The organism is Pseudomonas sp. AM14(2022) (assembly GCF_036346455.1).
Lineage (GTDB): Bacteria > Pseudomonadota > Gammaproteobacteria > Pseudomonadales > Pseudomonadaceae > Aquipseudomonas > Aquipseudomonas putida_A.
Window position 1 is genome coordinate 493,168 of the sequence record NZ_JAOTNY010000001.1, and the last position, 24,611, is coordinate 517,778.

General features: G+C 62.3%; 23 protein-coding genes and 1 other RNA gene. 12 read left to right on the forward strand and 12 right to left on the reverse strand.

The genetic code is table 11. The annotated features are described in order from the left end of the window. Positions 1 to 26: 26 nt before the first annotated feature. Positions 27 to 434: a flagellar basal body-associated protein FliL gene (locus V3W27_RS02290; protein WP_027610485.1), complete on the forward strand. Its 408-nt coding sequence runs from the start codon at positions 27 to 29 to the stop codon at positions 432 to 434. Positions 435 to 450: 16 nt separating this feature from the next. Here the strand turns inward: V3W27_RS02290 and V3W27_RS02295 are convergent, their stop codons facing one another. The 4 genes from V3W27_RS02295 to V3W27_RS02310 form a co-directional block, all read right to left on the reverse strand. Next, positions 451 to 1,569 (reverse strand): ABC transporter permease, encoded by a 1,119-nt coding sequence (locus V3W27_RS02295; protein WP_330205824.1) that lies wholly within the window; start codon positions 1,567 to 1,569, stop codon positions 451 to 453. Further along, positions 1,569 to 4,295: a ribosome-associated ATPase/putative transporter RbbA gene (rbbA, locus tag V3W27_RS02300; RefSeq protein WP_330205825.1), complete on the reverse strand. Its 2,727-nt coding sequence runs from the start codon at positions 4,293 to 4,295 to the stop codon at positions 1,569 to 1,571. The genes V3W27_RS02295 and rbbA overlap by 1 nt, the downstream gene beginning before the upstream one ends. Then, complete coding sequence (locus tag V3W27_RS02305) at positions 4,292 to 5,257, reverse strand: HlyD family secretion protein (protein ID WP_330205826.1); 966 nt, start codon at positions 5,255 to 5,257, stop codon at positions 4,292 to 4,294. Before V3W27_RS02305 ends, rbbA begins: the two co-directional genes overlap by 4 nt. A 121-nt stretch (positions 5,258 to 5,378) precedes the next feature. Continuing rightward, on the reverse strand, positions 5,379 to 5,828 hold the full coding sequence (locus V3W27_RS02310) for an EVE domain-containing protein (protein ID WP_003229310.1): 450 nt from the start codon (positions 5,826 to 5,828) through the stop codon (positions 5,379 to 5,381). A 197-nt stretch (positions 5,829 to 6,025) separates the two neighbouring features. Between V3W27_RS02310 and V3W27_RS02315 the strand changes: the two genes are divergently transcribed. Further along, entirely contained in the window at positions 6,026 to 6,181 is a 156-nt protein-coding gene (locus V3W27_RS02315) for a hypothetical protein (RefSeq protein WP_003229308.1), read from the forward strand. A gap of 35 nt (positions 6,182 to 6,216) precedes the next feature. On the opposite strand, the gene V3W27_RS02320 is transcribed toward V3W27_RS02315, so the two are convergent. The 4 genes from V3W27_RS02320 to V3W27_RS02335 all read right to left on the reverse strand — a co-directional run bounded on the left by V3W27_RS02320 (position 6,217) and on the right by V3W27_RS02335 (position 7,635). Then, a complete protein-coding gene (locus V3W27_RS02320; RefSeq protein ID WP_330205827.1) occupies positions 6,217 to 6,822 on the reverse strand; it encodes a 5-formyltetrahydrofolate cyclo-ligase in 606 nt (201 codons plus the stop codon). 80 nt (positions 6,823 to 6,902) lie between these two features. Next, a non-coding RNA gene (ssrS, locus tag V3W27_RS02325) (6S RNA) lies at positions 6,903 to 7,081 on the reverse strand. Between the two features lie 30 nt (positions 7,082 to 7,111). Further along, positions 7,112 to 7,429 (reverse strand): cell division protein ZapA, encoded by a 318-nt coding sequence (locus V3W27_RS02330; protein WP_007967943.1) that lies wholly within the window; start codon positions 7,427 to 7,429, stop codon positions 7,112 to 7,114. Continuing rightward, entirely contained in the window at positions 7,426 to 7,635 is a 210-nt protein-coding gene (locus V3W27_RS02335; protein ID WP_047597101.1) for a TIGR02449 family protein, read from the reverse strand. Before V3W27_RS02335 ends, V3W27_RS02330 begins: the two co-directional genes overlap by 4 nt. Positions 7,636 to 7,765: 130 nt before the next feature. Between V3W27_RS02335 and V3W27_RS02340 the strand changes: the two genes are divergently transcribed. From V3W27_RS02340 to gcvH, 8 genes are all read left to right on the forward strand, one after another. Further along, entirely contained in the window at positions 7,766 to 8,326 is a 561-nt protein-coding gene (locus tag V3W27_RS02340; RefSeq protein ID WP_330205828.1) for a YecA/YgfB family protein, read from the forward strand. Positions 8,327 to 8,353: 27 nt separating this feature from the next. Beyond that, complete coding sequence (gene pepP / locus V3W27_RS02345; RefSeq protein ID WP_330205829.1) at positions 8,354 to 9,688, forward strand: Xaa-Pro aminopeptidase; 1,335 nt, start codon at positions 8,354 to 8,356, stop codon at positions 9,686 to 9,688. Then, positions 9,685 to 10,872 (forward strand): 2-octaprenyl-6-methoxyphenyl hydroxylase, encoded by a 1,188-nt coding sequence (gene ubiH / locus V3W27_RS02350; protein WP_103368194.1) that lies wholly within the window; start codon positions 9,685 to 9,687, stop codon positions 10,870 to 10,872. Before pepP ends, ubiH begins: the two co-directional genes overlap by 4 nt. Positions 10,873 to 10,981: 109 nt before the next feature. Next, on the forward strand, positions 10,982 to 12,199 hold the full coding sequence (locus V3W27_RS02355; RefSeq protein WP_330205935.1) for a 2-octaprenyl-3-methyl-6-methoxy-1,4-benzoquinol hydroxylase: 1,218 nt from the start codon (positions 10,982 to 10,984) through the stop codon (positions 12,197 to 12,199). 220 nt (positions 12,200 to 12,419) lie between these two features. Continuing rightward, complete coding sequence (locus tag V3W27_RS02360; protein WP_330205830.1) at positions 12,420 to 13,424, forward strand: extracellular solute-binding protein; 1,005 nt, start codon at positions 12,420 to 12,422, stop codon at positions 13,422 to 13,424. Between the two features lie 201 nt (positions 13,425 to 13,625). Continuing rightward, complete coding sequence (locus V3W27_RS02365; protein WP_330205831.1) at positions 13,626 to 15,242, forward strand: ABC transporter permease; 1,617 nt, start codon at positions 13,626 to 13,628, stop codon at positions 15,240 to 15,242. 156 nt (positions 15,243 to 15,398) lie between these two features. Next, positions 15,399 to 16,481, forward strand: coding sequence for a glycine cleavage system aminomethyltransferase GcvT (gcvT, locus tag V3W27_RS02370; RefSeq protein WP_027610497.1), 1,083 nt, complete (start codon positions 15,399 to 15,401; stop codon positions 16,479 to 16,481). A gap of 49 nt (positions 16,482 to 16,530) precedes the next feature. Continuing rightward, positions 16,531 to 16,914: a glycine cleavage system protein GcvH gene (gene gcvH, locus V3W27_RS02375; protein WP_330205832.1), complete on the forward strand. Its 384-nt coding sequence runs from the start codon at positions 16,531 to 16,533 to the stop codon at positions 16,912 to 16,914. A gap of 56 nt (positions 16,915 to 16,970) precedes the next feature. Here the strand turns inward: gcvH and V3W27_RS02380 are convergent, their stop codons facing one another. Further along, the gene (locus tag V3W27_RS02380) at positions 16,971 to 18,113 is read right to left on the reverse strand and encodes a DegT/DnrJ/EryC1/StrS family aminotransferase (protein WP_330205833.1); all 1,143 of its coding nucleotides are present in this window, start codon (positions 18,111 to 18,113) and stop codon (positions 16,971 to 16,973) included. A 156-nt stretch (positions 18,114 to 18,269) separates the two neighbouring features. Here V3W27_RS02380 and gcvP point away from each other — a divergent pair, with 156 nt between their 5' ends. Continuing rightward, the gene (gcvP, locus tag V3W27_RS02385) at positions 18,270 to 21,143 is read left to right on the forward strand and encodes an aminomethyl-transferring glycine dehydrogenase (protein ID WP_330205834.1); all 2,874 of its coding nucleotides are present in this window, start codon (positions 18,270 to 18,272) and stop codon (positions 21,141 to 21,143) included. A 194-nt stretch (positions 21,144 to 21,337) separates the two neighbouring features. Here gcvP and V3W27_RS02390 read toward each other — a convergent pair whose 3' ends face one another. The 3 genes from V3W27_RS02390 to V3W27_RS02400 all read right to left on the reverse strand — a co-directional run bounded on the left by V3W27_RS02390 (position 21,338) and on the right by V3W27_RS02400 (position 23,937). Continuing rightward, a complete protein-coding gene (locus V3W27_RS02390) occupies positions 21,338 to 21,658 on the reverse strand; it encodes a DUF2388 domain-containing protein (protein WP_169843014.1) in 321 nt (106 codons plus the stop codon). 65 nt (positions 21,659 to 21,723) lie between these two features. Continuing rightward, positions 21,724 to 23,508 (reverse strand): GspE/PulE family protein, encoded by a 1,785-nt coding sequence (locus V3W27_RS02395; protein WP_330205835.1) that lies wholly within the window; start codon positions 23,506 to 23,508, stop codon positions 21,724 to 21,726. 90 nt (positions 23,509 to 23,598) lie between these two features. Next, positions 23,599 to 23,937, reverse strand: a complete 339-nt coding sequence (locus V3W27_RS02400) for a hypothetical protein (RefSeq protein ID WP_096796142.1) — start codon at positions 23,935 to 23,937, stop codon at positions 23,599 to 23,601. Positions 23,938 to 24,063: 126 nt separating this feature from the next. On the opposite strand from V3W27_RS02400, the gene V3W27_RS02405 reads away from it, so the two are divergent. Next, positions 24,064 to 24,534, forward strand: a complete 471-nt coding sequence (locus tag V3W27_RS02405; protein WP_007951785.1) for an Lrp/AsnC family transcriptional regulator — start codon at positions 24,064 to 24,066, stop codon at positions 24,532 to 24,534. Positions 24,535 to 24,611 lie beyond the last annotated feature (77 nt).

The following is a 24,611-nucleotide window of genomic DNA, read 5'->3' on the forward strand; positions in this document are numbered from 1 at the left end:
GCCGCAAACCGGATAAGGAGCGAATTGTGAAAGCGTGGATCATGTTGTTGCTGGCCCTGTCTCTGCCTGTGGCAGCGCTGGCCGAAGAAGCCAAAGAAGGCGAGGCGCCGAAGGTCAACTACATCACCCTGAGCCCGCCGTTCGTGGGCAACTACGGGCTGGACGGCACACCGAAGCTGAAGGTCTACAAGGCCGATGTGGCGCTGCGTGTGACGGGCGAAGAGGCGACCAAACTGGTCAAGGCCAACGAGCCGCTGATCCGCAATCAACTGGTGGCGCTGTTCACTCAGCAGACCACCGAGGCGATGGGCAGCATCGAAGGCAAGGAAAAGCTGCGTCAGGAAGCCCTGAAGCAGACCCAGCAAGTGATGAATGACGAGACCGGCAAGCCGGTGGTTGAAGATCTGTTGTTCAACAACCTGATCATTCAGTAACCACGTTGGCCGCTGTTCAGGACGCCAGGCTCTTGCGAAAGCGCGCGAGCGCGATGAGAAAGAACAGCAGGCCGATGGCCGTCAGCGCCAGCAAGTCCGGCCAGACCACGTTCAGCCCGGCGTCGCGAAACAGAATCGCGGCGCTGAGGCTGACAAAGTGCGTGGACGGCGAGCCCTGCATGACCCACTGCAGCCACTGCGGCATGCTGTCCAATGGCGTGCTGCCGCCCGACAGCAGCAACATCGGGATGATCACCGGAATCGCCAGCAGACCGAACTGCGGCGTCGAGCGCGCCAGCGTCGCCAGAAAGATGCCCAGCGCGGTACTGGCAAACAGATAAACCGCAGTCACCAGCAAAAACAGACTCATCGAGCCGGCCAACGGCACACCCAACAGGCCTTTGACCACCACTTCCAGCGACAGCCAGGTGCACAACACCACCACCAGCAGGTTGCTCCAGATTTTCGCCAGCATGATTTCCAGCGCCGTCAGCGGCAGCACCAGCAAATGGTCGAGCGTGCCGTGTTCGCGTTCGCGCAGCAGCGCCGTGCCGGTGAGGATGATCGCCAGAATAGTGATGTTGTTGACGATCTGAATCACCGCCAGAAACCAGCCACCCTCCAGATTGGTGTTGAACAGGGCGCGAGTAGTCAGTTGCACGGGTGCCTTGGCCGCTGCACCGCCCTGACCGGCATAGTCGAGCAATTCGCGCTGGAAGATCCGGCCGATGTAGCCGGCGCCCATGAACGCTTGGCTCATGGCTGTGGCATCGACGTTGACCTGAATCGCCGGTTGCCGCGCCGCCAGCAGGTCGGTTTGAAAGCCCGCCGGAATATTGATCACGAAGGTGTACTGGCCGCTGTCCATCACTTGGTCCAGCTGCGCATAAGGCAACAGCACCGGATTCTGGAATTCCGGCGGCTGCAGGGCCTGGGCCAATTGGCGTGAGAGGGCGCTGTGGTCTTCGTCAACGATCGCCACGCTGGCGTTGTGCACGCCGATCACCGAACCGGCGGCGGGCATGTAAATCGCCACGGTGAAGGCGTAGAACAGGAACAGCAGCAACACGCTGTCATGGCGCAGGCTGGTCAGTTCCTTAAGTCCCAGGCGCAGGATGTGCGCGAACTTGTGCATCAGGCCTCCTGCTTTTTCAGCATGATCAGGCTCAGCCCGGTGAACCCGACAAAGAACCCGAACAGCGCCAGGCACTGTGGCCACAGCTGACGCAAGTCCAGCGCCTTGGTGAACGTACCCACCGCGATGTCGAGGAAGTGCCCCGCCGGAAACAGCATGCCCATAATCGCTGCCGCGCCCTCCAGTGAAGAGCGCGGCACGATCAGCCCGGAGAACTGGATGGTCGGCAGGCTGGTGATGATCATGGTGCCGAGGATCGCGGCAATTTGCGTGCGGGTGAACGCCGAGATCAGCAGGCCCATGCTGGTGGTCGCCAGCACGTACAGCAGGCCGCCGAATGCCAGCGTCAGCAGGCTGCCCTTGAACGGCACGCCGAACAGCCAGCGATTCATCGCCACCAGCAGCGCCAGGTTGACCAGACTGACCAGCAGGTACGGCGCCTGTTTGCCCAGCAGAAATTCGAGGCGGGTCAGGGGCGTGGCGTAGAAATTGGTGATCGAGCCCAACTCCTTTTCGCGGACGATGCCCAGCGCCGTGAGCATCGCCGGAATGAAGGCGAGGATCAGCGCCATGACCCCGGGGCCAATAGCGTTGACGCTGACCACGTCCTGGTTGTAGCGAAAGCGGGTTTCCAGGCTGGCGGCCGCCGGGTGGGCCAGCGCGGGGCTGCTCTGCTCGGCCAGCTGTTGCAGATTGCCCAGGTGCACGGCTTCAACATAGTTACGACTGGTTTCGGCGCGAAACGGCATGCCGCCATCCAGCCACGCCGCCACAGCGGGTTGGCGCCCGGCGTACAGATCGCGGCCGAATCCGGGGGGAATCTCCAGCGCCAGTTTGATTTCCGAGCGTTGCAGGCGCCGGTGCAGTTCCTGCGGGTCATGAATGGCCGGCTGTTCGTCAAAGTACCGGGAGCCGCGAAACGCCTCCAGATAAGCTCGGCTCTGCGGCGTCTGATCCTGGTCGTACACGGCAAACGCGAGGTTTTCCACGTCCAGCGAGATGCCGAAACCGAAGATCACCATCATGAAAATCGCCCCGGCCAAGGCGAACGCCATGCGCACCTTGTCGCGCAGCAGCTCCTTGCCTTCGCGACTGGCCACGGCCAACAGGCGACCGAGGCTGAAACCGTGACGGGGCAGCGGTGTTGTCGCTGCGCTCGGCGACGCCATTTGCGGTTCGGCCACAGGCGCTGATGGCTGAGCGCCCTGAGCCTGTTCCAGGCAAGTGACGAAGGCCGCTTCCAGCGTCTCTCCCGCAAACTGGCGTTGCAGCGCCGCCGGGGTGTCGCAGGCGAGGACCTTGCCCGCGTGCATCAGCGAGATGCGGTCGCAGCGCTGCGCTTCGTTCATGAAATGCGTGGAGAGGAAGATCGTCACGCCCTGTTCGCGGGACAACTCGATCAACAGCCGCCAGAAGTCATCGCGAGCTGCTGGGTCGACGCCGGAAGTCGGCTCATCGAGAATCAGCACCTCCGGGCGGTGCAGCACCGCCACCGCCAGTGACAGACGCTGGCGCAGCCCCAATGGCAATGCCCCGGATGGCTGGTCGGCGACCGCGAGCAGATTGAAGCGCTGAATCAACGCCTCGATGCGTTGTGCGCTCTCGGTTTTGGGCAGGTCGAACAGCCGCGCGTGCAGCTCGAGGTTCTGCCGCACACTCAGTTCGCCATACAGCGAAAAACTCTGCGACATGAAGCCGACCCGCTTGCGCGTGGCCAGATCCTTGGCGTTCACCGGGTTGCCGAGCAGCGTCGCACTGCCTTCGCTGGCCGGCATCAGCCCGGTCAGGACTTTCATGGTGGTGGTCTTGCCGCAGCCGTTGGAGCCAAGAAAGCCGAAAATCTCGCCACGGCCAATGGCAAAACTGACGTGATCCACAGCGGTGAAGTCGCCGAAGCGCAGCGTCAGGTCGTGGGCTTCGATGGCGATGTCGCTGCTGTTGCCGGTGCGCGGTGGAATCACCAGCGGCTGAGCGTCATGCTGGCTGTCACCCTGAAAATGGGTGAAGGCGTCATCGAGTTTGCCGCTGGGGGTGACGTTCGCCAGTTCGCGGCTCAGGCCGGTGGCGATCAACTTGCCGGCATCGAGCATCAGGCAATGCTCGAACTGCTCGGCTTCTTCCATATAGGCCGTGGCGACCAGCAGCGTCAGTTGCGGGCGCTGGCGTCGCACATCGTCGACCAACTCCCAGAAGCGCCGGCGCGAGAGTGGGTCGACGCCGGTGGTCGGCTCATCGAGGATCAGCAGATCCGGTTCATGGATCAGCGCGCAACACAGCCCGAGTTTCTGCTTCATGCCGCCGGACAACTTGCCGGCAGGGCGCTCGGCGAACTTCAGCAGATCCGTGGCGAGCAGCAGGCTGTGCATGCGTTGCTCGCTTTCAGCCTTCGACAGGCCGAACAGCGTCGAAAAGAACTGGATGTTCTCGCGGATCGACAGCTCCGGGTACAAGTTGCCGCCCAGTCCCTGCGGCATGAAGGCGATGCGCGCATAGAGTGTGTCGCGATGCCGGCGATCCTCGATCGCGCCACCGAGCACGTCCAGTTGCCCTTGCTGCAAGGTCTTCACGCCGGCAATCAACCCCAGCAGGCTGGATTTGCCCGCGCCATCGGGGCCGATCAGCCCGCAGCGGGTACCGGCGGGCAGGCTGAAGCTGATATCGCTTAGCGCTTGCTGTTTGCCGTAGCGGTGCGCGATACCGTTCGCTTGAACCGCAAGGCCGCTCATTGCAGATTGGCCGGCCATTCGACGGGCGCGATCCGCACGTAGCCGGCCCCGGGCATGCCGGGTTTGGCCTGCGGCACGGCGCTGGGCTGAACCAGGCGCAGCTTGACGCGGAACACCAGTTTTTGCCGCTCGTCGCGGGTCTCGACCTCTTTGGGAGTGAACTGCGATTTGGCTGCGACGAAGCTGATTTTTGCCGGCAGCGGGTTATCGGGCAAGGCATCGAGCAGCACGCGAGCGTCTTCGCCCACCGCCAGGCGCCCAGCCACCGCGGCTGACAGATAGAGGTTCATGTACTGGTCGTTGGGATCGATCAGCAACAGCACGCGACCACCGGCCCCCAGCACTTCGCCGGGTTCGGCCATGCGCAGCTGAATCACGCCATCAATCGGCGTGCGCAGACTGCTGTCGTCAATTTCACTGGTCAACTGCGCGACTTGAGCCTGTGCCGCGCCAATCGCCGCACTGACAGCAGACACTTGGGCCCGGGCGGCGACAACGGCAGCGTTGCCAGTGCCGATGCGTGACTGCAGCTGATCGATGATCTGCGCGCTGACATAACCGTGCTTGAACAGTGATTGCGAACGCCCGAGCTCTTGCTGGGCCAGCAGCAGTTCACTCTGGCGCAATTGCACGTTGGCCTGAGCGGCGTTGAGATTCTCCCGGGCGCGCAACACTTCGGCTTCGGCCTGATTACGCTGGGCTTCAAGGGTGCGGGTGTCCATGCGTGCCAGCAATTGCCCTTTGCTGACCTTGTCGCCTTCGTCGACCAGTACTTCGGCGAGGCGCCCAGAAGTCTTGCTGGCGATCTGCACTTCGGTGGCTTCCAGCCGCCCGTTGCCCATCGACAGTCCTTCGACCAGGCGGCTGCTAATGGACATCCAGTAACCGAGGCCGCCAGCGACGGCGAGTAATACCAAGAGCGAACCGGCGTATAGAAGTGAAGAACGGCTGTGCGTCGACATGGGGGCATCCTGCGGCAGTGGCTTGCAGTCTGACTGTTCAAGCGTTCCATTCGCTTGATGTCAGTCAAATGAGCGCCAAGCCTAGCCCCTTTTGTCGGTAAAAACCGTGACCGGCGAGTTCTCAGCGCAAACCGAGTACGGCGGCCCACTGTTCGGCCGTCACCGGCATGACCGACAGGCGACTGCCTTTCTGCACCAGCGGCATTTCGGCCAGCGCAGTCTGCTGTTTCAGGTAATCGAGCTTCAGCACCCGGGCAAACGTCTCGACGTGTGCCACATCAATCGCACTCCAGGCGTTTTTCTCGGGTGTGGCCTTCGGGTCGAAGTAATGGCTCTCGGGTTCCAGTGCGGTGGGATCCGGGTACGCCGCCTCGATTATTTTGCCGATTCCGGCGATACCCGGCTCCGGGCAACTGGAGTGGTAGAAAAAGAACTCATCGCCCACCGCCATCGCCCGCAGGAAGTTACGCGCCTGATAGTTGCGAACCCCGTCCCAGCGCGCTTTGCCGAGTTTCTCCAGATCCTTGATCGAGAGTTCGTCAGGCTCGGATTTCATCAGCCAATAGGCCATGTCTTTTGCTCCTCAAGCGGTGATTGGGCAGGTTGTCGGGCAATTTTATGACAAACCGACGGTCGGTTGACGTCAGCATTTGCGCCCGGGTTCACGTTGTCGCAAAATGCCGGCCTTTAAAGCTTGACGCTGCTGCACGGCCTACGAACGGAAACCGCTGCTGTCATCGTGATGATGTGCCTTGAGGGGGGCAATCGATGAAACGCAAACCGGATTTGCTATGGACTTTGGTTATTTTGTTCGGCCTTGGCGTCGTAACCACCGGTTATGCGCAAAGTCTGTGGACGAGCAAGACCGATGCTCCGGTTGAAGTCGCGCAACAGGTTCAACAGTCGACCGCTTTCAAACGCTGAAACTGCCTTCCCGACGCCGCTGATCTGCGCGGCGTCTATCCTGCGAAATACCACGCCTTATCGGTGACCGTGCCCTGCAACGGTACATCCCAGCTGGCCTGCGCCAGGCGTTCGACCTTCTGACATTCATGGGCCAGGCCCAGCAACGTCGGCTTGCGCCAGTTTTTGCGCCGGGCCAGGTACGCCAGGCTGCGATCATAGAAACCGCCGCCCATCCCCAGACGTCCGCCAACATCGTCAAACCCCACCAGTGGCAACAGCACCAGATCCAGGGTCCAGATCTTGCGCTGACGAGCCAGATTGGCCCGAGGCTCAAGAATACGGAAGCGATTGGGCTTGAGCTTTTCTCCGGGGCGAATCCGCTGGAACACCATTTTGGTTCGCGGCCAGGCGCTGAGCACCGGCAGATACGTGGCTTTGCCGCGACGCTGGGCTTCGCGCAGGAGCAGGCGCGGGTCGATTTCACCGTCGGTGGGCAGGTACAGAGAGATATGTTTGGCCCGGCGAAAGTGCGGGTCTTGCGCCAGTTGGCGGAACAGGCCTTTGGCGGCCTGCCGCTGTTCACCGGGAGTCAGTGAGCGGCGCGCCTTGCGCAGCAGGCGGCGGAGTTGCGGGCGGGGCAGCAGCGCAGGTTCGGTCATGGTTCGGCTTCGGCAGGTGAGGGCGAAAACGCACGCATAAAAAATCCGATGCCGGCAAAAACCAGCATCGGATTCGAATCAGGCTCCCCGGATGAACCGCTGTCAACTTAGCCCTTGAACCCGAAAGTTCAAGGTGGAGGATGCAGTAGACTTTAAGGCTTTCCGTCTGGCGGACATGCACACCAGCCCAACGTGCAACCTCCAGGGTAGTGCAAATCGGCTCAGGGACATCGTCAACTGGCAAGCACCCCAGGGAGTGCCGCGAGTATACCTCAAGCGGCCTGGCGAATCAGCCCTTGCTGATGTCCGGATCGTCGGCCAGCACCAGATCGACACGATCGAGCAAGTCGCGCACCTGTTCACGGGTCGAGCCGCTGGCCTGGATGTCCGGGCGCTCTTCTTTGTGCAAGAGGTCGTGGGTGATGTTCAGCGCGGCCATTACCGCAATACGGTCGGCGCCGATGACTTTGCCGCTGCTGCGGATCTCGCGCATCTTGCCGTCCAGGTAGCGGGCGGCGCTGACCAGATTGCTGCGTTCTTCCTGGGGGCAGATGATCGAATATTCTTTGTCGAGGATCTGCACGGTAACGCTATTGCTTGAACTCATGAGTCTTGCTCCAGGGCCTTGAGGCGCGAAATCATCGATTCGACCTTACGCCGGGCGATTTCGTTTTTTTCAATGAGGTGAGCGCGTTCCTCGCGCCAGGTCTTTTCCTGAGCTAGTAAGAGTGCGTTTTGACTCTTTAGTTGCTCGACTCGGCTAATCAGCTTTTCGAGTCTGGCCATCAGCGCTTGCAGGTCGGTGTCTTCCATTGTGTCCACTGGGTCGGAGTCTGTCTGATGGGATAGCTGGCGGACAGCCTTTAATAGTCTTGGCGAGTCTGTCGATGTAGGATACAAGGCCTTCATTCTAGACATAGCGCCGTCTGGCGCCTAGCTGCCCATGACCATTGCGAATTCCCCGTACCAAGCCTTTGCCACCCTGCTGACCACCAGCGGCCACAACGTCTCGCCTGCCGAACTGCACGGCCTGCTGCTCGGCCGCAGCTGCGCCGGTGCCGGCTTCAACGCCGACGAGTGGCTGATCGATGCCGCCGAAATTCTGGAAAACGAGCCACAGGACAACGTCCGCAACGCCCTGATCGGCCTGCAAGAGATGGTCAAGGGTGAGTTGACCGGTGACGACGTCACCGTCGTTCTGCTGCTGCCGACCGATGACGCGCCCCTGGCCGACCGCGCCGCCGCACTGGGCCAATGGTGCCAGGGCTTCCTCAGCGGTTTCGGCCTGAACTGCCGCGACAGCAGCATGCTCAGCACTGAAGCCACCGAAGTGCTGCAGGATCTGGCTGCGATCTCTCAAGTGCAAGACGCCCTGGAAGAATCCGAAGACGGCGAAAGCGACTACATGGAAGTCATGGAATACCTGCGCGTCGCGCCACTGCTGCTGTTCTCGGAAACCAGGAAAGCCGACGTGCCGCCAGCCGCCAAGCCGTCGTTGCATTAATCGCGTGCCAGGGAAAGCCATCTGCCCATGACCCATATCCCCAAAGCGGAATACAGCCGTCGCCGCAAGGCCCTGATGGCGCAGATGGAACCCAACAGCATCGCGATCCTGCCTGCCGCCGCAGTGGCGATCCGCAACCGCGACGTCGAGCATGTCTACCGTCAGGACAGCGACTTTCAGTACCTCAGCGGTTTCCCCGAGCCGCAAGCCGTCATCGTCCTGATGCCCGGCCGCGAGCACGGCGAGTACGTACTGTTCTGCCGTGAGCGCAACGCCGAACGCGAGTTATGGGACGGCCTGCGCGCCGGCCAGGAAGGCGCGATCCGTGATTACGGCGCCGACGACGCGTTCCCGATTACCGACATCGACGACATCCTGCCGGGCCTGATCGAAGGCCGCGACCGGGTGTATTCGGCGATGGGCAGCAACCCGGAGTTCGACCGCCATCTGATGGACTGGATCAACGTGATCCGCTCCAAGGCGCACCTCGGCGCCCAGCCACCGAACGAATTCGTTGCCCTGGATCATCTGCTGCACGACATGCGCCTGTATAAATCGGCGGCAGAAGTGAAGGTGATGCGCGAAGCCGCACGGATTTCCGCTCAGGCGCATATCCGGGCGATGCAGGCCAGCCGGCCGGGACTGTACGAATACAGCCTCGAAGCCGAACTGGATTACGAATTCCGCAAGGGCGGGGCGAAGATGCCGGCCTACGGTTCCATCGTCGCCGCCGGGCGCAACAGTTGCATCCTGCATTACCAGCAGAATGACGCGCTGCTCAAGGACGGTGATCTGGTGTTGATCGACGCCGGTTGCGAAATCGACTGCTACGCCAGCGACATCACCCGCACCTGGCCGGTCAACGGCAAGTTTTCCGCCGAGCAGAAAGCGATCTACGAACTGGTGCTGGCTTCGCAGGAAGCCGCGTTCGCTGAAATCGCCCCGAACAAAAACTGGAATCAGGCGCACGAAGCCACGGTGCGGGTGATTACCGCAGGCCTGGTCAAGCTCGGAATCCTGCAAGGCGAGGTCGATGAGTTGATCGCGACTGAAGCCTATAAAGCGTTTTACATGCACCGTGCCGGCCACTGGCTGGGCATGGATGTACACGACGTTGGCGAGTACAAGGTCGGCGGCGAATGGCGGGTGCTGGAGGTCGGCATGGCGCTGACCGTGGAACCGGGCATTTATATTTCCCCGGACAACCAGCACGTAGCGAAGAAATGGCGCGGCATTGGCGTGCGCATCGAGGATGACGTGGTAGTGACCAAGACCGGTTGTGAAATATTGACCAGCGGCGTACCGAAAACCGTTGCCGAAATCGAAGCGCTTATGGCGCAAGCACGGACACACGCGGCATGAGTCGAGTCAATCTGGCAATCATCGGTGGCGGCCTGGTCGGCGCCAGTCTGGCGCTGGCCTTGCAGGCCGGGGCCAAGGCCCGCGGCTGGAAAATCGTCCTGATCGAACCGTTCGCCCCCGGCGACAGCTGGCAGCCGAGCTACGACGCACGTTCGTCGGCGCTGTCCTTCGGTTCCCGGCAGATCTATCAACGGCTGGGCGTGTGGCAGGAGATTTCCCGCCGCGCCGAGCCGATCAAACAGATTCACGTGTCCGACCGTGGTCGCTTCTCCACCGCTCGTCTGTCGGCGATGGAGGAGGGCGTGCCGGCCTTGGGCTACGTGGTGGAAAACGCCTGGCTCGGCCAGTGCCTGTGGCAGCACCTGGACAAAGACGTTATCAGCTGGCGCTGCCCGGCGGAAGTCACGCGCATGGAGCCGCTGCCCGACGGCTATCGCCTGACCCTCAATGATGAAACCACCGTCGAGTGCGATCTGGCGGTGCTCGCCGATGGCGGCCGTTCCGGTTTGCGCGAGCAACTGGGCATCAACGTGCGCAAGCGTCCGTACAACCAGAGCGCGCTGATCGCCAACATCACCCCGAGCGAATCACACAACGGCATGGCCTTCGAGCGTTTCACCGACGAAGGGCCGATGGCCTTGTTGCCGCTGCCGGACAACCGTTGCGCACTGGTCTGGACCCGCCTGGGCATGGATGCGCAACGCCTGGCAGACCTCAGCGAGCGTGATTTCCTCAGCGAACTGCAAGGCGTGTTCGGCTACCGCCTCGGCACCTTGAAACAGGTCGGCGCGCGGCATCTGTATCCGTTGTCGCTGGTCGAGGCCGAGGAGCAAGTACGCTCGCATCTGGCCGTACTCGGCAATGCCGCGCACAGCCTGCACCCGATTGCCGGGCAGGGTTTCAACCTGTCCCTGCGGGATGCTGATGCGCTGGCTGCCGCACTGCTCGCCAGCGACAAACCGCTGGGCGACTTCGCCACCTTGCAGGCCTATCGCGAGCGGCAGCGTCTGGATCAGGAGCTCACCGTGGGCTTCTCCGATCAGGTCACCCGACTGTTCGGCAGCACCCAGCCGCTGGTCTCGCTGGGCCGCAACATCGGCCTGCTCGGTCTCGATCTGTTGCCACCGGCCAAGCGCTGGTTTGCTCGTCAGGCCATGGGGCTGGGGACGCGGCCGGATGCTTGAGCGGCGGGTCGGCACTTTCACTTTCAGCAGCGCGCCGCTAACTGGCGCGCTCGCTAAAACCTTTTACGAGCGGCGCATGCCGCCAGCGAGACAGGCTTAAAGCATGGAAATGCGCGCAGATCTGCTGATTGTCGGAGCCGGAATGGTCGGCAGCGCCCTCGCGTTGGCGTTGCAGGACAGCGGCCTGGAAGTGTTGCTGCTCGACGGCAGCCCGCTGAGCGTCAAACCGTTCGACGCCGCCGCGCCGTTCGAACCTCGAGTGAGCGCCTTGTCGGCGGCCAGCCAGCGGATACTCGAACGCCTTGGCGTCTGGGACGGCATCGCCAAGCGCCGCAGCAGCCCGTACACCGACATGCACGTGTGGGACGGCAGCGGCACCGGGCAGATTCACTTCTCGGCGAGCAGTGTGCATGCCGAAGTGCTCGGCCATATCGTCGAAAACCGCGTGGTGCAGGATGCCTTGCTCGATCGTTTGCACGACTGCGGTCTGGGCATGCTGGCCAACGCACGGCTGGAACAGATGCGCCGCTCCGGCGACGACTGGCTGCTGACCCTGGCCGACGGTCGCCAGTTGCGCGCGCCGCTGGTGATTGCGGCGGATGGCGCCAATTCGGCGGTGCGCCGTCTGACCGGTGTCGCTACCCGCGAGTGGGATTATCTGCACCACGCCATCGTCACCAGCGTGCGCAGCAGCAGGCCGCACCGGATGACCGCCTGGCAGCGTTTCACCGATCACGGGCCGCTGGCGTTTCTGCCGCTGGAGCGTGACGGGCAGCAGGACTGGTGCTCGATCGTCTGGTCGACCACACCGAGTGAAGCCGAGCGCCTGATGGCGCTGGATGAAGCGGCATTCTGCCGTGAGCTGGAGCGAGCCTTCGAAGGTTGCCTGGGCGAAGTCGTCAGTGCTGATCCACGGCTGTGCGTGCCCTTGCGTCAACGCCACGCCAAACGCTATGTGGCCGAAGGCCTGGCACTGATCGGCGATGCGGCGCACACCATTCACCCGTTGGCCGGGCAGGGGGTGAACCTCGGTTTCCTCGATGCGGCGGTGCTGGCTGAAGTGCTGTTGCAAGCCGCGGAACGCGGCGAACGGCTGGCGGACGTGAAAGTGCTGAGTCGTTACGAGCGTCGGCGCATGCCGCACAACCTGGCATTGATGGCGGCGATGGAGGGCTTCGAGCGCTTGTTCCAGGCTGACCCGTTGCCGCTGCGCTGGTTGCGCAATGCCGGGTTGAAGCTGGTGGAGCAGATGCCGGAGGCCAAGGCGTTGTTTGTGCGTGAGGCGCTGGGGTTGACCGGGGATCTGCCGGTACTGGCCAAACCCTGAGATCTGTTTGAGGCTGATGGCCCCTTCGCGAGCAAGCCCGCTCCCACATTGGAATGCATTTCAAGGGTGGGAGCGGGCTTGCTCGCGAAGGGGCCAGAGCCGACGCCATGAATTTCAGCTTGTGCAACATCTGGTAACTCCTTGCCCAAGTGTTCGATTGAGCTGGTAAATGTGAGTCCTTATCATTTGGCCCACATTTTCCGACCGAGAGATCACTCCCATGTTGGCACCCAAGCGTCTCCTGACCGCACTGGCCCTGACCCTGATCGGCAGCACCACCGCCCAGGCCGCCGACGAGGTGGTGGTCTACTCCTCGCGTATCGATGAACTGATCAAACCGGTGTTCGACGCCTACACCGCGAAAACCGGGGTGAAGATCAAGTTCATCACCGACAAGGAAGCGCCGCTGATGCAGCGGATCAAGGCCGAAGGCGAAAACGCCACCGCCGACCTGCTGCTCACCGTCGATGCGGGTAACCTCTGGCAGGCCGAACAGATGGGCATCCTGCAGCCGTTTACCTCGAAGACCATCGACGCCAACATTCCCGCGCAATACCGTTCGTCCACCCATGCCTGGACTGGCCTGAGCCTGCGCGCGCGGACCATCGCTTACTCCACCGAGCGCGTTAAGCCGGGCGAGTTGACCACCTACGAAGCGCTGGCCGACAAGGACTGGGAAGGGCGTCTTTGCCTGCGCACGGCGAAGAAGGTCTACAACCAGTCGCTGACCGCGACCATGATTGAAGTGCACGGCGCCGAGAAGACCGAGAAGATCCTCAAGGGCTGGGTCAACAACCTGTCCACCGATGTGTTCTCCGACGACGTCGCGGTGCTGGAAGCGATCAACGCCGGGCAGTGCGACGTCGGCATCGTCAACACCTACTACTACGGTCGTTTGCACAAGCAGAAGCCCGACCTGCCGGTGAAACTGTTCTGGCCGAATCAGGCCGATCGCGGCGTGCATGTAAACCTGTCCGGTATCGGCCTGACCAAGCATGCACCGCACCCGGAAGCCGCCAAGGCGCTGGTGGAGTGGATGACCACGCCTGAGGCGCAGAAAATCTTCGCCGACGTCAACCAGGAGTTTCCGGCCAACCCGGCAGTGAAACCTTCGGAAGAAGTGGCGGCGTGGGGCCAGTTCGTCGCTGACACCTTGCCGGTGGAAGTGGCGGGCAAGCGTCAGGCGGAAGCGATCCGCATGATGGATCGCGCGGGTTGGAACTGAGCCGGCCATCACGGCGAGCCCTCTGTGGCGAGGGAGCTTGCTCCCGCTGGGTCGCGAAGCGACCCCATGGCGCCCTTGCGTCTGGCGTGAATTGAACTGTTAATCTCCTGCGGCTGCTTCGCAGCCGAGCGGGAGCAAGCTCCCTCGCCACAACATGTGGTCGACGTCGAATGGGCGTTGGCCCTCTTGCAGAGAACCCCCTTGGCCCACCCCGCCCAACGCCGCTGGTACCCCATCGTCCTCGCCATTGCCGCGCTGGTGCTGTTGCCCCTGAGTGTCCTGCTGCTGTCGTGGCAGACCATCGATCAGCAGATCTGGTCGCACCTGTGGGAAACCCAGATGCCGCGCCTGCTCGGCAACACCCTGACGCTGGTGCTCGGCGTTGGCGTCGGTGTGACGCTGCTCGGTGTCAGTCTGGCGTGGCTCACCAGCCTCTGCGAATTCCCCGGACGGCGCTGGCTCGACTGGGCGCTGATGCTGCCGTTCGCCATCCCGGCCTACGTGCTGGCGTTCGTTTTCGTCGGTCTGCTGGACTTTGCCGGCACGGTGCAAACCCTGTTGCGTGAATGGTTCGGCAGCGGCTTGCGCTTGCCGCGAGTGCGCTCCACTGGTGGGGTGATTGTGGTACTGGTGCTGGTGTTTTATCCCTATGTCTATTTGCTGGCGCGCACCGCGTTTCTTGCGCAGGGCAAAGGCCTGATGGAAGCGGCGCGAGTACTCGGGCAATCGCCATGGCAGGCGTTCTGGCGGGTGGCGTTGCCGATGGCGCGTCCGGCGATTGGCGCCGGTGTGGCGCTGGCGCTGATGGAGACGCTGGCGGATTTCGGCGCGGTGTCGGTGTTCAACTTCGACACCTTCACCACCGCCATCTACAAGACCTGGTACGGCTTCTTCAGCCTGCCGAGCGCCGCGCAACTGGCGAGCCTGTTGCTGCTGGTGGTGATGCTGGTGCTCTATGGCGAGCGGCGCGCCCGTGGCGCCAACCGGGCGAGCAACGAGCGCCCCAGGGTCAAGGCGTTGTATCAGCTGCGCGGGCTAAAGGCGTTCGCGGCGACCGGCTGGTGCACGTTGGTGTTTGCCTGCGCGTTCGTGATTCCGTTGCTGCAACTGCTCGTATGGTTCTGGCAGCGCGGGCGCTTCGATCTCGATGAGCGTTATGCCGGGCTGATCCTGCACACCCTGTATCTGGGCGGCATGGCGGCGTTGATCACCGTCAGCGTCGCGCTGCTGCTGGCGTTTGCCCGACGTCTGGCGCCGACCCCGGCGATCTGCTCCGGGGTCAGTCTGGCCAATCTTGGTTATGCGCTGCCGGGTTCGGTGCTGGCGGTATCGATCATGCTGGCATTCAGTTATCTCGACCGCGAACTGATTATTCCGCTCTCGGGCTGGCTCGGCGGCGCCGGCAAGCCGCTGCTGCTGGGCAGTCTGGCGGCGTTGCTGATGGCCTATCTGGTGCGCTTTATCGCGGTGGCCTACGGACCACTGGAAAACAGTCTGGCGCGTATACGGCCTTCATTGCCCGAAGCGGCACGTAGTCTGGGTGTCAGTGGGCCGCGACTGTTTTTCAAAGTGTATCTGCCGCTGTTGCTGCCCGGCACACTGAGCGCGGCGTTGCTGGTGTTCGTCGATGTGCTCAAGGAAATGCCCGCGACCCTGCTGATGCGCCCGTTTGGCTGGGACACGCTGGCGGTGCGGATCTTCGAAATGACCAGTGAAGGGGAATGGGCGCGGGCATCGCTGCCGGCGCTGACCCTGGTGTTGGTCGGCCTGTTACCGGTCATCGGCCTGATCCGCCGCTCGGCGCACCGAAACACTTAGTCGTCAGTCCTGAATCATGCGGCTACAATGCGCGGCATTCGGTGCGGTTCGTCTGACAGACCCGTTCGCTGAAATCGGCTGAAAGCCTTCTATTTCGAGGCTTTCACCCCGTACAGCGGCTGTCCGCACCTTCGCCACGCCCGGAAGGAGAAACCCATGGGACAGCGTACGCCTCTGTATGACCTGCATCTCGCCCTCGGCGCGAAGATGGTCGATTTTGGCGGTTGGGACATGCCACTGCATTACGGCTCGCAGGTCGAGGAACACCACGAGGTGCGCCGCGATTGCGGGGTGTTCGATGTTTCCCATATGACCGTTATCGACATTGACGGCCCCCAGGCCAAGGCCTGGCTGCAGCATTTGCTGGCCAATGACGTCGAACGCCTGCATCGCCCCGGCCGCGCGCTCTACAGCACGATGCTCAACGAACGTGGCGGCATCGTCGACGACATGATCGTCTATCGCCTCGAAGACCGTTATCGTCTGGTGTTCAACGCCTCCACTCGTGACCAGGATCTGGCGTGGATGCAGGCGCAGGTCGCCGGTTACGACGTGCATCTGCACGAGCGTCAGGATCTGGCGATGCTCGCCATTCAAGGCCCGCAGGCCCGGCAGAAGATTGCCGAACTGGTGACCCAGTCCCGCGCCGCACTGATCCAGCACCTCAAACCGTTCGAAGCCGAAGTCGATGGCGACTGGTTCATCGCCCGCACCGGTTATACCGGTGAAGACGGCCTGGAAATCGCTTTGCCGGCCGAGCAGGCGCCGGGATTTTTCAACGATCTGGTCGGTGCCGGCATTTCTCCCATCGGCCTCGGCGCCCGCGACACGTTGCGGGTCGAAGCCGGGATGAACCTCTATGGCCAGGACATTCATCAGGATGTCTCGCCGCTGGCGTCCAATATGGCCTGGAGCATCGCCTGGGAACCGGCTTCGCGGCAGTTCATCGGTCGCTCGGCCCTGGAAGCGGAAAAAGCCGCCGGCGTTGCGCACAAACTGGTGGGTCTGGTGCTTGAGGAACGCGGTGTTTTGCGCGCCCATCAAGTGGTTCGTATCGCCGATGTTGGCGAAGGAGAGATCACCAGTGGTAGTTTCTCTCCTACGCTAAGCAAATCGATTGCCCTGGCGCGTGTACCGATGGCTACCGCCGACCGCGCCGAAGTGGAAATCCGTGGCAAGTGGTATCCGGTACGAGTGGTCAAACCGACCTTCGTGCGCCATGGTAAAACCTTGATCTGACCTTTTCCGGCGGGCCTGACCGCTGACAATTTTCTTGAGGACACCGAGCATGAGCAATATCCCCGCTGAACTGCGTTTTGCCGAAAGTCATGAATGGGCACGCCTGGAAGCCGACGGCACCGTTACCGTGGGCATCAGCGATCACGCGCAGGAAGCGCTGGGCGATGTGGTGTTCGTTGAGCTGGCCGAAGTCGGCAAAGTGTTTACTGCCCGTGATACAGCAGGTGTTGTCGAGTCGGTGAAGGCCGCTTCCGACATCTACTCCCCGGTCGGCGGTGAAGTGATCGCGGTCAACGAAGATCTGAGCGGCTCTCCGGAACTGCTGAACTCCGACCCGTACGGTGCGTGGATCTTCAAGCTCAAGCCAAGCGACAAGGCCGAGCTGGACAAGCTGCTGGACGCCGCTGCCTACAAGGCTGCCATCGGCGAATAAGCAGAGTGTGATACTGCAAAAGCCCCGATCTCTCGGGGCTTTTTTGTGGGCGTCGATCAGGCGTCGCGCAATACCGCTTTCACCGCCGCCACCGAACGCTCGACGTCGTCCTTGGTCATGGTGGTGAACATCGGCAATGACACGATCAAGCGTCCAACGCGCTCGGCAACTGGCAACATGCCTTCCTTGAAACCGCGCTCGCGGTACAGACTCAGCAAGTGAATCGGTGGGTAGTGATAGCCGATGCCGATGCCTTTGGCCTGCATCTGCTCCATGAACGTGGCGCGGGCCGGCAAGCCGTCCTTGCGCTCCGGCAGGACCAGTTGGAACAGGTGCCAGTTGCTCTGGGTAAAGTCCGCCGGTGGCAGTTGGGCGCCATAAGTCGCTTCAAAGTCATCGCCAAAACATTTGAAGTAGTGCCGGGCCAGTTCCTGACGATGGGCGGTCAGCGCCTCGATATGGGCGAACTGGCCGAGGCCGATGGTGGCGGCGATGTCGGTCATGTTGAACTTGCCACCCAGCACATCGACGTCCAGACCATCAAAGCCGTTGCGGGTCACGCCCTGCAGGCGGTACTTCTCCGCCATCCGCGCCTCTTCCGGGGTGTTCAGCACCAGGCAGCCGCCCTCGGAACAGGTGACGTTCTTGTTCGCCTGAAAGCTGAACGACACGAAATCGCCGGTGGCGCCGATGCGCTGGCCGTTCCAGCTCGAACCCAGGGCCTGAGCGGCGTCTTCGACGATACGCAGATTGTGTTTGCGCGCGATGGCATATAGCCGATCCATATCCACTGGCAGACCGGCGAGGTACACCGGAATCAGCGCTTTGGTGCGCGGGGTGATGGCCGCTTCCAACTGGTCCAGATCGATGTTGCGGGTCACCGGATCGATGTCGGCAAACACTGGTGTGGCGCCGACTTCGAGGATCACGTTGGCGGTGGCGACCCAGGAAATCGGCGTGGTGATCACTTCGTCACCCGGCCCGATGCCGGCGATGCGCAAGGCGATTTCCATGGTGCAGGTGCCGGAGTTGAAGGTGCGCACCGGGCGTCCGCCGAAGTATTCCGACAACTGTGCTTCAAAGGCCTGGACCTTCGGCCCGCTGGTGATCCAGCCGGAACGCAGCACATCGCCGACGGCGGCAATCGTGGCTTCATCAATGACAGGTTTGGAAAACGGCAGGAACGGCAGTTGGTTCATGAGGATTGGATCATCCGAAGGTTGGACGCCTGATGCAGGCGCTACAGCATGCCCCGGAACCCCCTCTGCCGCCAAGCCGTGCGCGTCGGGATCGGCTGCTATGCTGGTTTGACCGTGTTGCATTGACGCCGAGCGCCAGCCAAGAGAGAGCCCGTCATGTCCCAGTTGCCATCCTTGAGCCAGTTACGTGACCCCGAAGCCTTCCTGCGCCGCCATTTGGGCCCCGACGCCGCCGAGCAACAGGCGATGCTCGACAGCCTCGGTCTGGGCAGCCGGGTCGAACTGATCGAGCAGACGGTGCCGCCGGGCATTCGCCTGAATCGGGCGCTGGACTTGCCGCCGGCCCTTGATGAGCAGGCGGCACTGGCCAAGCTGCGCAGCTACGCCGAGCAGAATCAGGTCTGGACCAGCCTGATCGGCATGGGTTACCACGGCACGCTGACGCCGACGGTCATCCTGCGCAATGTGCTGGAAAATCCTGGCTGGTACACCGCCTATACACCGTATCAACCGGAGATCGCCCAAGGCCGTCTCGAAGCGCTGCTGAATTTCCAGCAACTGACCATCGACCTCACCGGGCTTGAACTGGCCAACGCCTCGTTGCTCGACGAAGCCACCGCCGCTGCAGAAGCCATGGCGCTGGCCAAGCGTGTGGCGAAGTCGAAGAGCAATCTGTTTTTCGTCGATGAGAACTGTCATCCGCAAACCATCTCCGTGGTGCAGACCCGCGCCGAAGGTTTCGGCTTCGAGCTGATCATCGACGCTGTGGATAACCTCAACCAGCATCAGGTGTTCGGCGCGTTGCTGCAGTATCCCGACACTCACGGCGAGATCCGTGATCTGCGTCCGGTCATCGATCAGTTGCACGCGCAGCAGGCGTTAGCGTGTGTCGCCACCGATCTGCTGAGCCTGTTGCTGCTGACACCGCCGGGTGAACTGGGCGCGGACGTGGTGTTCGGTTCGTCCCAGCGCTTTGGCGTACCGATGGGCTACGGTGGCCCGCATGCGGCGTTTTTTGCCAGCCGCGAGGAGTACAAACGGGCGATTCCGGGGCGGATCATCGGCGTGTCGAAAGACGCTCGTGGCAACGTCGCGTTGCGCATGGCCCTGCAAACCCGTGAGCAACATATTCGCCGCGAAAAGGCCAACTCGAACATCTGCACCGCGCAGGTGCTGCTGGCCAACATCGCCAGTTGCTACGCGGTGTATCACGGGCCGCAAGGCTTGAAACGCATCGCCCAGCGCGTGCACCGCTTGACCTGCATCCTGGCGGCGGGCCTTGAGCGCCATGGCATCCAAAGGATCAACGCACAGTTTTTCGACACCCTCACGCTGGTGGTTGGCGGCGCGCAGAGCGCGATCATCGATAGCGCCAAGGCTGCGCAGATCAACCTGCGGATTCTCGGCCGTGGCCGAGTGGGGTTGAGCCTCGACGAGACGTGCGATGAAAGCACGGTGGCGAAGCTGTTCGATGTGCTGCTCGGTGCCGATCATGGTTTGAACGTCGAGCAACTCGATGCAGAAACGCTGGTTTCCGGCATTCCCGACCACCTGCAGCGCAAGACGCCTTACTTGCGCCATCCGGTGTTCAACGCGCATCACAGTGAAACCGAGATGCTGCGCTACCTCAAGCAACTGGAGAACAAGGATCTGGCGCTCAACCAGTCGATGATCCCGCTGGGCTCCTGCACCATGAAACTCAACGCCACCAGCGAGATGATCCCGATCACCTGGCCGCAGTTCGCCAATCTGCACCCGTTCGCGCCACGGGAACAGGCGCTCGGTTACACCTTGATGATCGAAGAACTGGAGCGCTGGTTGTGCGCGATTACCGGGTTCGATGCGATCTGCATGCAGCCCAACTCCGGCGCTCAGGGCGAGTACGCCGGGCTGCTGGCGATTCGCAAATACCACGAGAGCCGGCAGCAGTGCGCGCGGGATATCTGCCTGATCCCGTCCTCGGCCCACGGCACCAACCCGGCCTCGGCGCAGATGGCCGGGATGCGCGTGGTCATCGTCGAGTGCGACGAGGCCGGCAACGTCGATCTGGACGACCTGAAAACCAAGGCTGCCGCGGCGGGGGACAAGTTGTCGTGTCTGATGGCGACCTATCCGTCGACCCATGGTGTGTACGAGGAAGGCATCAGCGAGATCTGCGAAGTTATTCACCAGCACGGCGGGCAGGTGTACATGGACGGCGCCAATCTCAATGCGCAGGTCGGGCTGGCGCGGCCGGCGGACATCGGCGCCGATGTGTCGCACATGAACCTGCACAAGACTTTCTGCATTCCCCACGGCGGTGGCGGGCCGGGCATGGGGCCGATCGGTATTCGCGCGCATCTGGCGCCGTTCGTTGCCAATCACCCGGTGGTGCCGATTGACGGCCCGCTGCCACAGAACGGCGCGGTCAGCGCGGCGCCGTGGGGCAGCGCGAGCATTTTGCCGATCAGCTGGATGTACATCGCGATGATGGGGCCGCAACTGGCGGATGCCAGCGAAGTGGCGATCCTCGCCGCGAACTATCTGGCGCAGCATTTATCCGGCGCATTCCCGGTGCTCTACACCGGGCGCAACGGGCGGGTGGCCCATGAGTGCATTCTTGATCTGCGGCCGTTGAAGGCGCAGACCGGGATCAGTGAAGAGGACGTCGCCAAGCGCCTGATGGACTATGGTTTCCATGCGCCGACCATGTCCTTCCCGGTGCCGGGTACGCTGATGGTCGAGCCGACCGAGAGCGAGTCCAAGGCCGAACTCGATCGTTTCATCGGCGCGATGCTGAGCATCCGCGCGGAAATCACCGAAGTGCAGAACGGCAACTGGCCGGCGGAAGACAACCCGCTCAAGCGCGCGCCGCATACCCTGGCGGATGTCACTGGAGTGTGGGAGCGGCCTTACAGCATCGAACAGGGCATCACCCCGGATGCGCACACCAAGGCGCACAAGTATTGGCCGGCGGTGAATCGGGTGGATAACGTCTATGGGGATCGCAATCTGTTTTGTGCCTGCGTCCCGGTAGACGATTACCGCTGATCTTCAGGCAACCCGCAGAGCCATTGTGGGAGCGGGCTTGCTCGCGAAGGCGTCGTGTCAGAGAAATACATGTGTCTGACCCACCGCCTTCGCGAGCAAGCCCGCTCCCACAGGGGGGCGGCGTGGTGAATTCGACATTACGGGCAAAAAAATGCCGCTCGATCGATCGAGCGGCATTTTTGTTGGCGCCGGGCTTACTCGGAGGCCACTGCGTTCTTCGCCAGAATCGCATTCGCCAGTTCCATGTCCGTGGCCTGCAGGCCCGGGTTGTCGGCGCGGACTTTCTGCATCGCCGCTTCAAGGTACGGCCCACGGATGCCGCCATCGCTGGCGACGAAGCTACCCGCATCGTCCTGTGCGGCAACGATCAGCTTGTGATCCTTGAAGGTCAGGTAGGTCGAACCGGTGGTGGCGCCGGACGAAATGACGTTACGCCAAAAGCTGTCGGCCATCGCTGAACCAACGGGAAGGGACAGCAAGGCAAGGGTGGCGACAGCAAGTTTGAGACGCATGATTGAGTGACTCCTGGGGGTTAACTACGGCGTTGGATAACGATTCGCCAATCCGGTTCCGTAGTGGCCTATTTCTGCTCGCTCTGCGGTGTCACCCGCAGCACTTCTTCGAGGGTGGTCAGCCCCGCCGCGACCTTCTGCGCACCCGACAGGCGCAGGCTGCGCATGCCTTCCTTGAAGGCTTGGCGACGGATGGCAGTGAGGTCGGTGTCCGGGGTGATGAGCGCTTTGAGGCTATCGCTCAACTGCATGATTTCGTAGACCCCGGCGCGCCCGCGATAACCGGTGTCGCGGCACTCCAGGCAGCCGATCGCCCATTGCGCATTGCCCGGCAGCGGCGCCTGCCATGGGCGGGTCAGGGTCTGCCAGTCTTCCTCTTCCAGCGTCAGCGGCGCCTTGCAGTGCGGGCACAGGGTGCGCACCAGACGCTGGGCCATGACCCCGAGCACCGTGGCTTTAATCAGATAGTGCGGCACGCCGAGTTCCAATAGCCGACTGATCGCGCTGGGGGCATCGTTGGTGTGCAGGGTCGACAGCACCAGGTGGCCGGTGAGTGCCGCCTGAATCGCCATTTCTGCGGTTTCCAGGTCACGGATCTCGCCGATCATGATGATGTCCGGGTCTTGCCGCATCAGCGCACGCACGCCGGCGGCGAAGCTCAGGTCGATGTTGTGCTGCACCTGCATCTGGTTGAATGCCGGCTCGACCATTTCGATCGGGTCTTCGATGGTGCAGAGGTTGATCTCCGGCGTCGCCAGTTTCTTCAGCGTGGTGTACAGCGTGGTGGTCTTGCCCGAGCCGGTTGGTCCGGTGACCAGAATGATGCCGTTAGGCTGGCGGGTCATGTCCTGCCAGCGGCGCAGGTCGTCGGCGGAAAAGCCCAACTGATCGAAGTCCTTGAGCAGCACTTCCGGGTCGAAGATCCGCATGACCATTTTTTCGCCAAACGCGGTGGGCAGCGTTGAGAGCCGCAGCTCCACCTCGCCGCCGTCCGGGGTTTTGGTCTTGACCCGGCCGTCCTGGGGTTTGCGCTTCTCGGCGACGTTCATCCGCCCGAGGCTTTTCAGGCGACTGACGATCGCCATGGTCACCTGCGGCGGGAATTGATAGACGTTGTGCAGCACGCCGTCGATGCGGAAACGCACGGTGCCCTGTTCGCGGCGCGGTTCGATGTGGATATCGCTGGCGCGCTGCTGGAAGGCGTACTGGAACAGCCAGTCGACGATGTTGACGATGTGCGCGTCGTTGGCGTCCGGCTCCTGATCGCTGGCGCCGAGGTTGAGCAGTTGTTCGAAGTTGCCGAGGTTGCCGTTTTGCTGATCGGCGTTGTTGGCGCCGCTGACCGATTTGGCGAGGCGGAAGAATTCGACGCTGAAGCGCTGGATGTCCACCGGGTTGGCGACCACCCGTTTGATCGGCAGCTTCAGCACGTGGGTCAGGTCAGCCTCCCAACCGGTGACGTAGGGCTGGGCGCTGGCGACGACCACGGCGTCGCGGTCGACCGCCACCGCGAGAATCTTGTGGCGTTGGGCAAAGGCGTAGGACATCAGCGGGGTGATCGCCGCAACGTTGATCTTCAACGGGTCGATGCGCATGTACGGCTGGCCGGCCTGCTGCGCCAGCCACAGGGTCAGGCTTTCCAGGTCCAGATGTTTGCCCGGACGGCTGAGGTCATCCAGTTGCTGGCTGGCGATGAACTCCAGCGGATGTTGCTGGCCGTGGGTCGCATGGCGGCGCCGGGCGTTGAGCGCCTGCTCCGCCGAGTCCTGGCTGATAAAGCCCTGGGCGACCAGCTCACGCAACACATCGTTGAGATCCAGCCAGCGGTCCTGAGTGGCGAGTTGAACGGACATGCGGGCTCCTTTTGAACGACTGTGCGCAAAGGATAGTCGTGGCCCCGCAGACTGTTGGGCCACTACCCGACAAAGCCGTTGCCGGATTTGTCAGCCGGACGCCTGGGCCGGCGCAGCCCACGCCGTGTCGGCGTCTTGCAGGTTCACCGAGCAGACGCTGATCAGGTTACGAAGTTTTTCCGCAATCACCTGGGCGCGATGCCAGCTCAGACCATCAATGACGATATCGATCGACAGCAGATCGTCGAGCCGCTCGACGTGGACCTGTTGCGGCGTGAGGAATTGCAGCGCAAACAGATTCAGCACCCGCACCAACAGATCCGGCTCGGCCTCGGCAAGCAGTTGATAACGCGCGCAGCAGTGCGCGTTGTTGACGTTCCACACATCGGCGCGGGGCGCGGGGGTATTCACGGCTTCGAGGTGAGGCATGTCCGGTCTCCAGAGTCAGTGGAGGAATTTTTACATTCGGTGTCGGGCATTTCTTGTCTAAGATGAGCGGATTCGCGGATTGCTCGACTGGAACGATTCGCAAAATGATCATTTTGAGGATTGATTATGCATAGCGAGCTGGACAGTTACGACCGGCGGATTCTCGCCTTGCTGCAAGAGGACGCGTCACTGTCCAGCGCGCAGATCGCCGAGCAGGTGGGACTGTCGCAGTCGCCGTGCTGGCGGCGGATTCAGCGGATGAAGGAGGAGGGGATCATTCGCGGGCAGGTGACCTTGCTTGATCGCAAGAAGATCGGCCTGAACACGCAGATCTTCGCCGAGATCAAACTCAACGCCCACGGGCGTTCGAACTTCACCGAATTCACCGAGGCGATTCGCGGCTTTCCGGAAGTGCTGGAGTGTTATGTGTTGATGGGCGCGGTGGATTTTCTGTTGCGCATTGTCGCGGCGGACATCGAGGCGTATGAGCGATTCTTCTTCGAAAAGCTGTCGCTGGTGCCAGGGATTCAGGAGGTGAACTCGATTGTGGCGCTGTCGGAGATCAAGTCCACGACCAGCCTGCCAGTTTTGCGCTGATGCCTCTGTGGCGAGGGAGCTTGCTCCCGCTGGGCTGCGAAGCGGCCCCAAAATCTGCAATTGCAGGAATTGGGAGT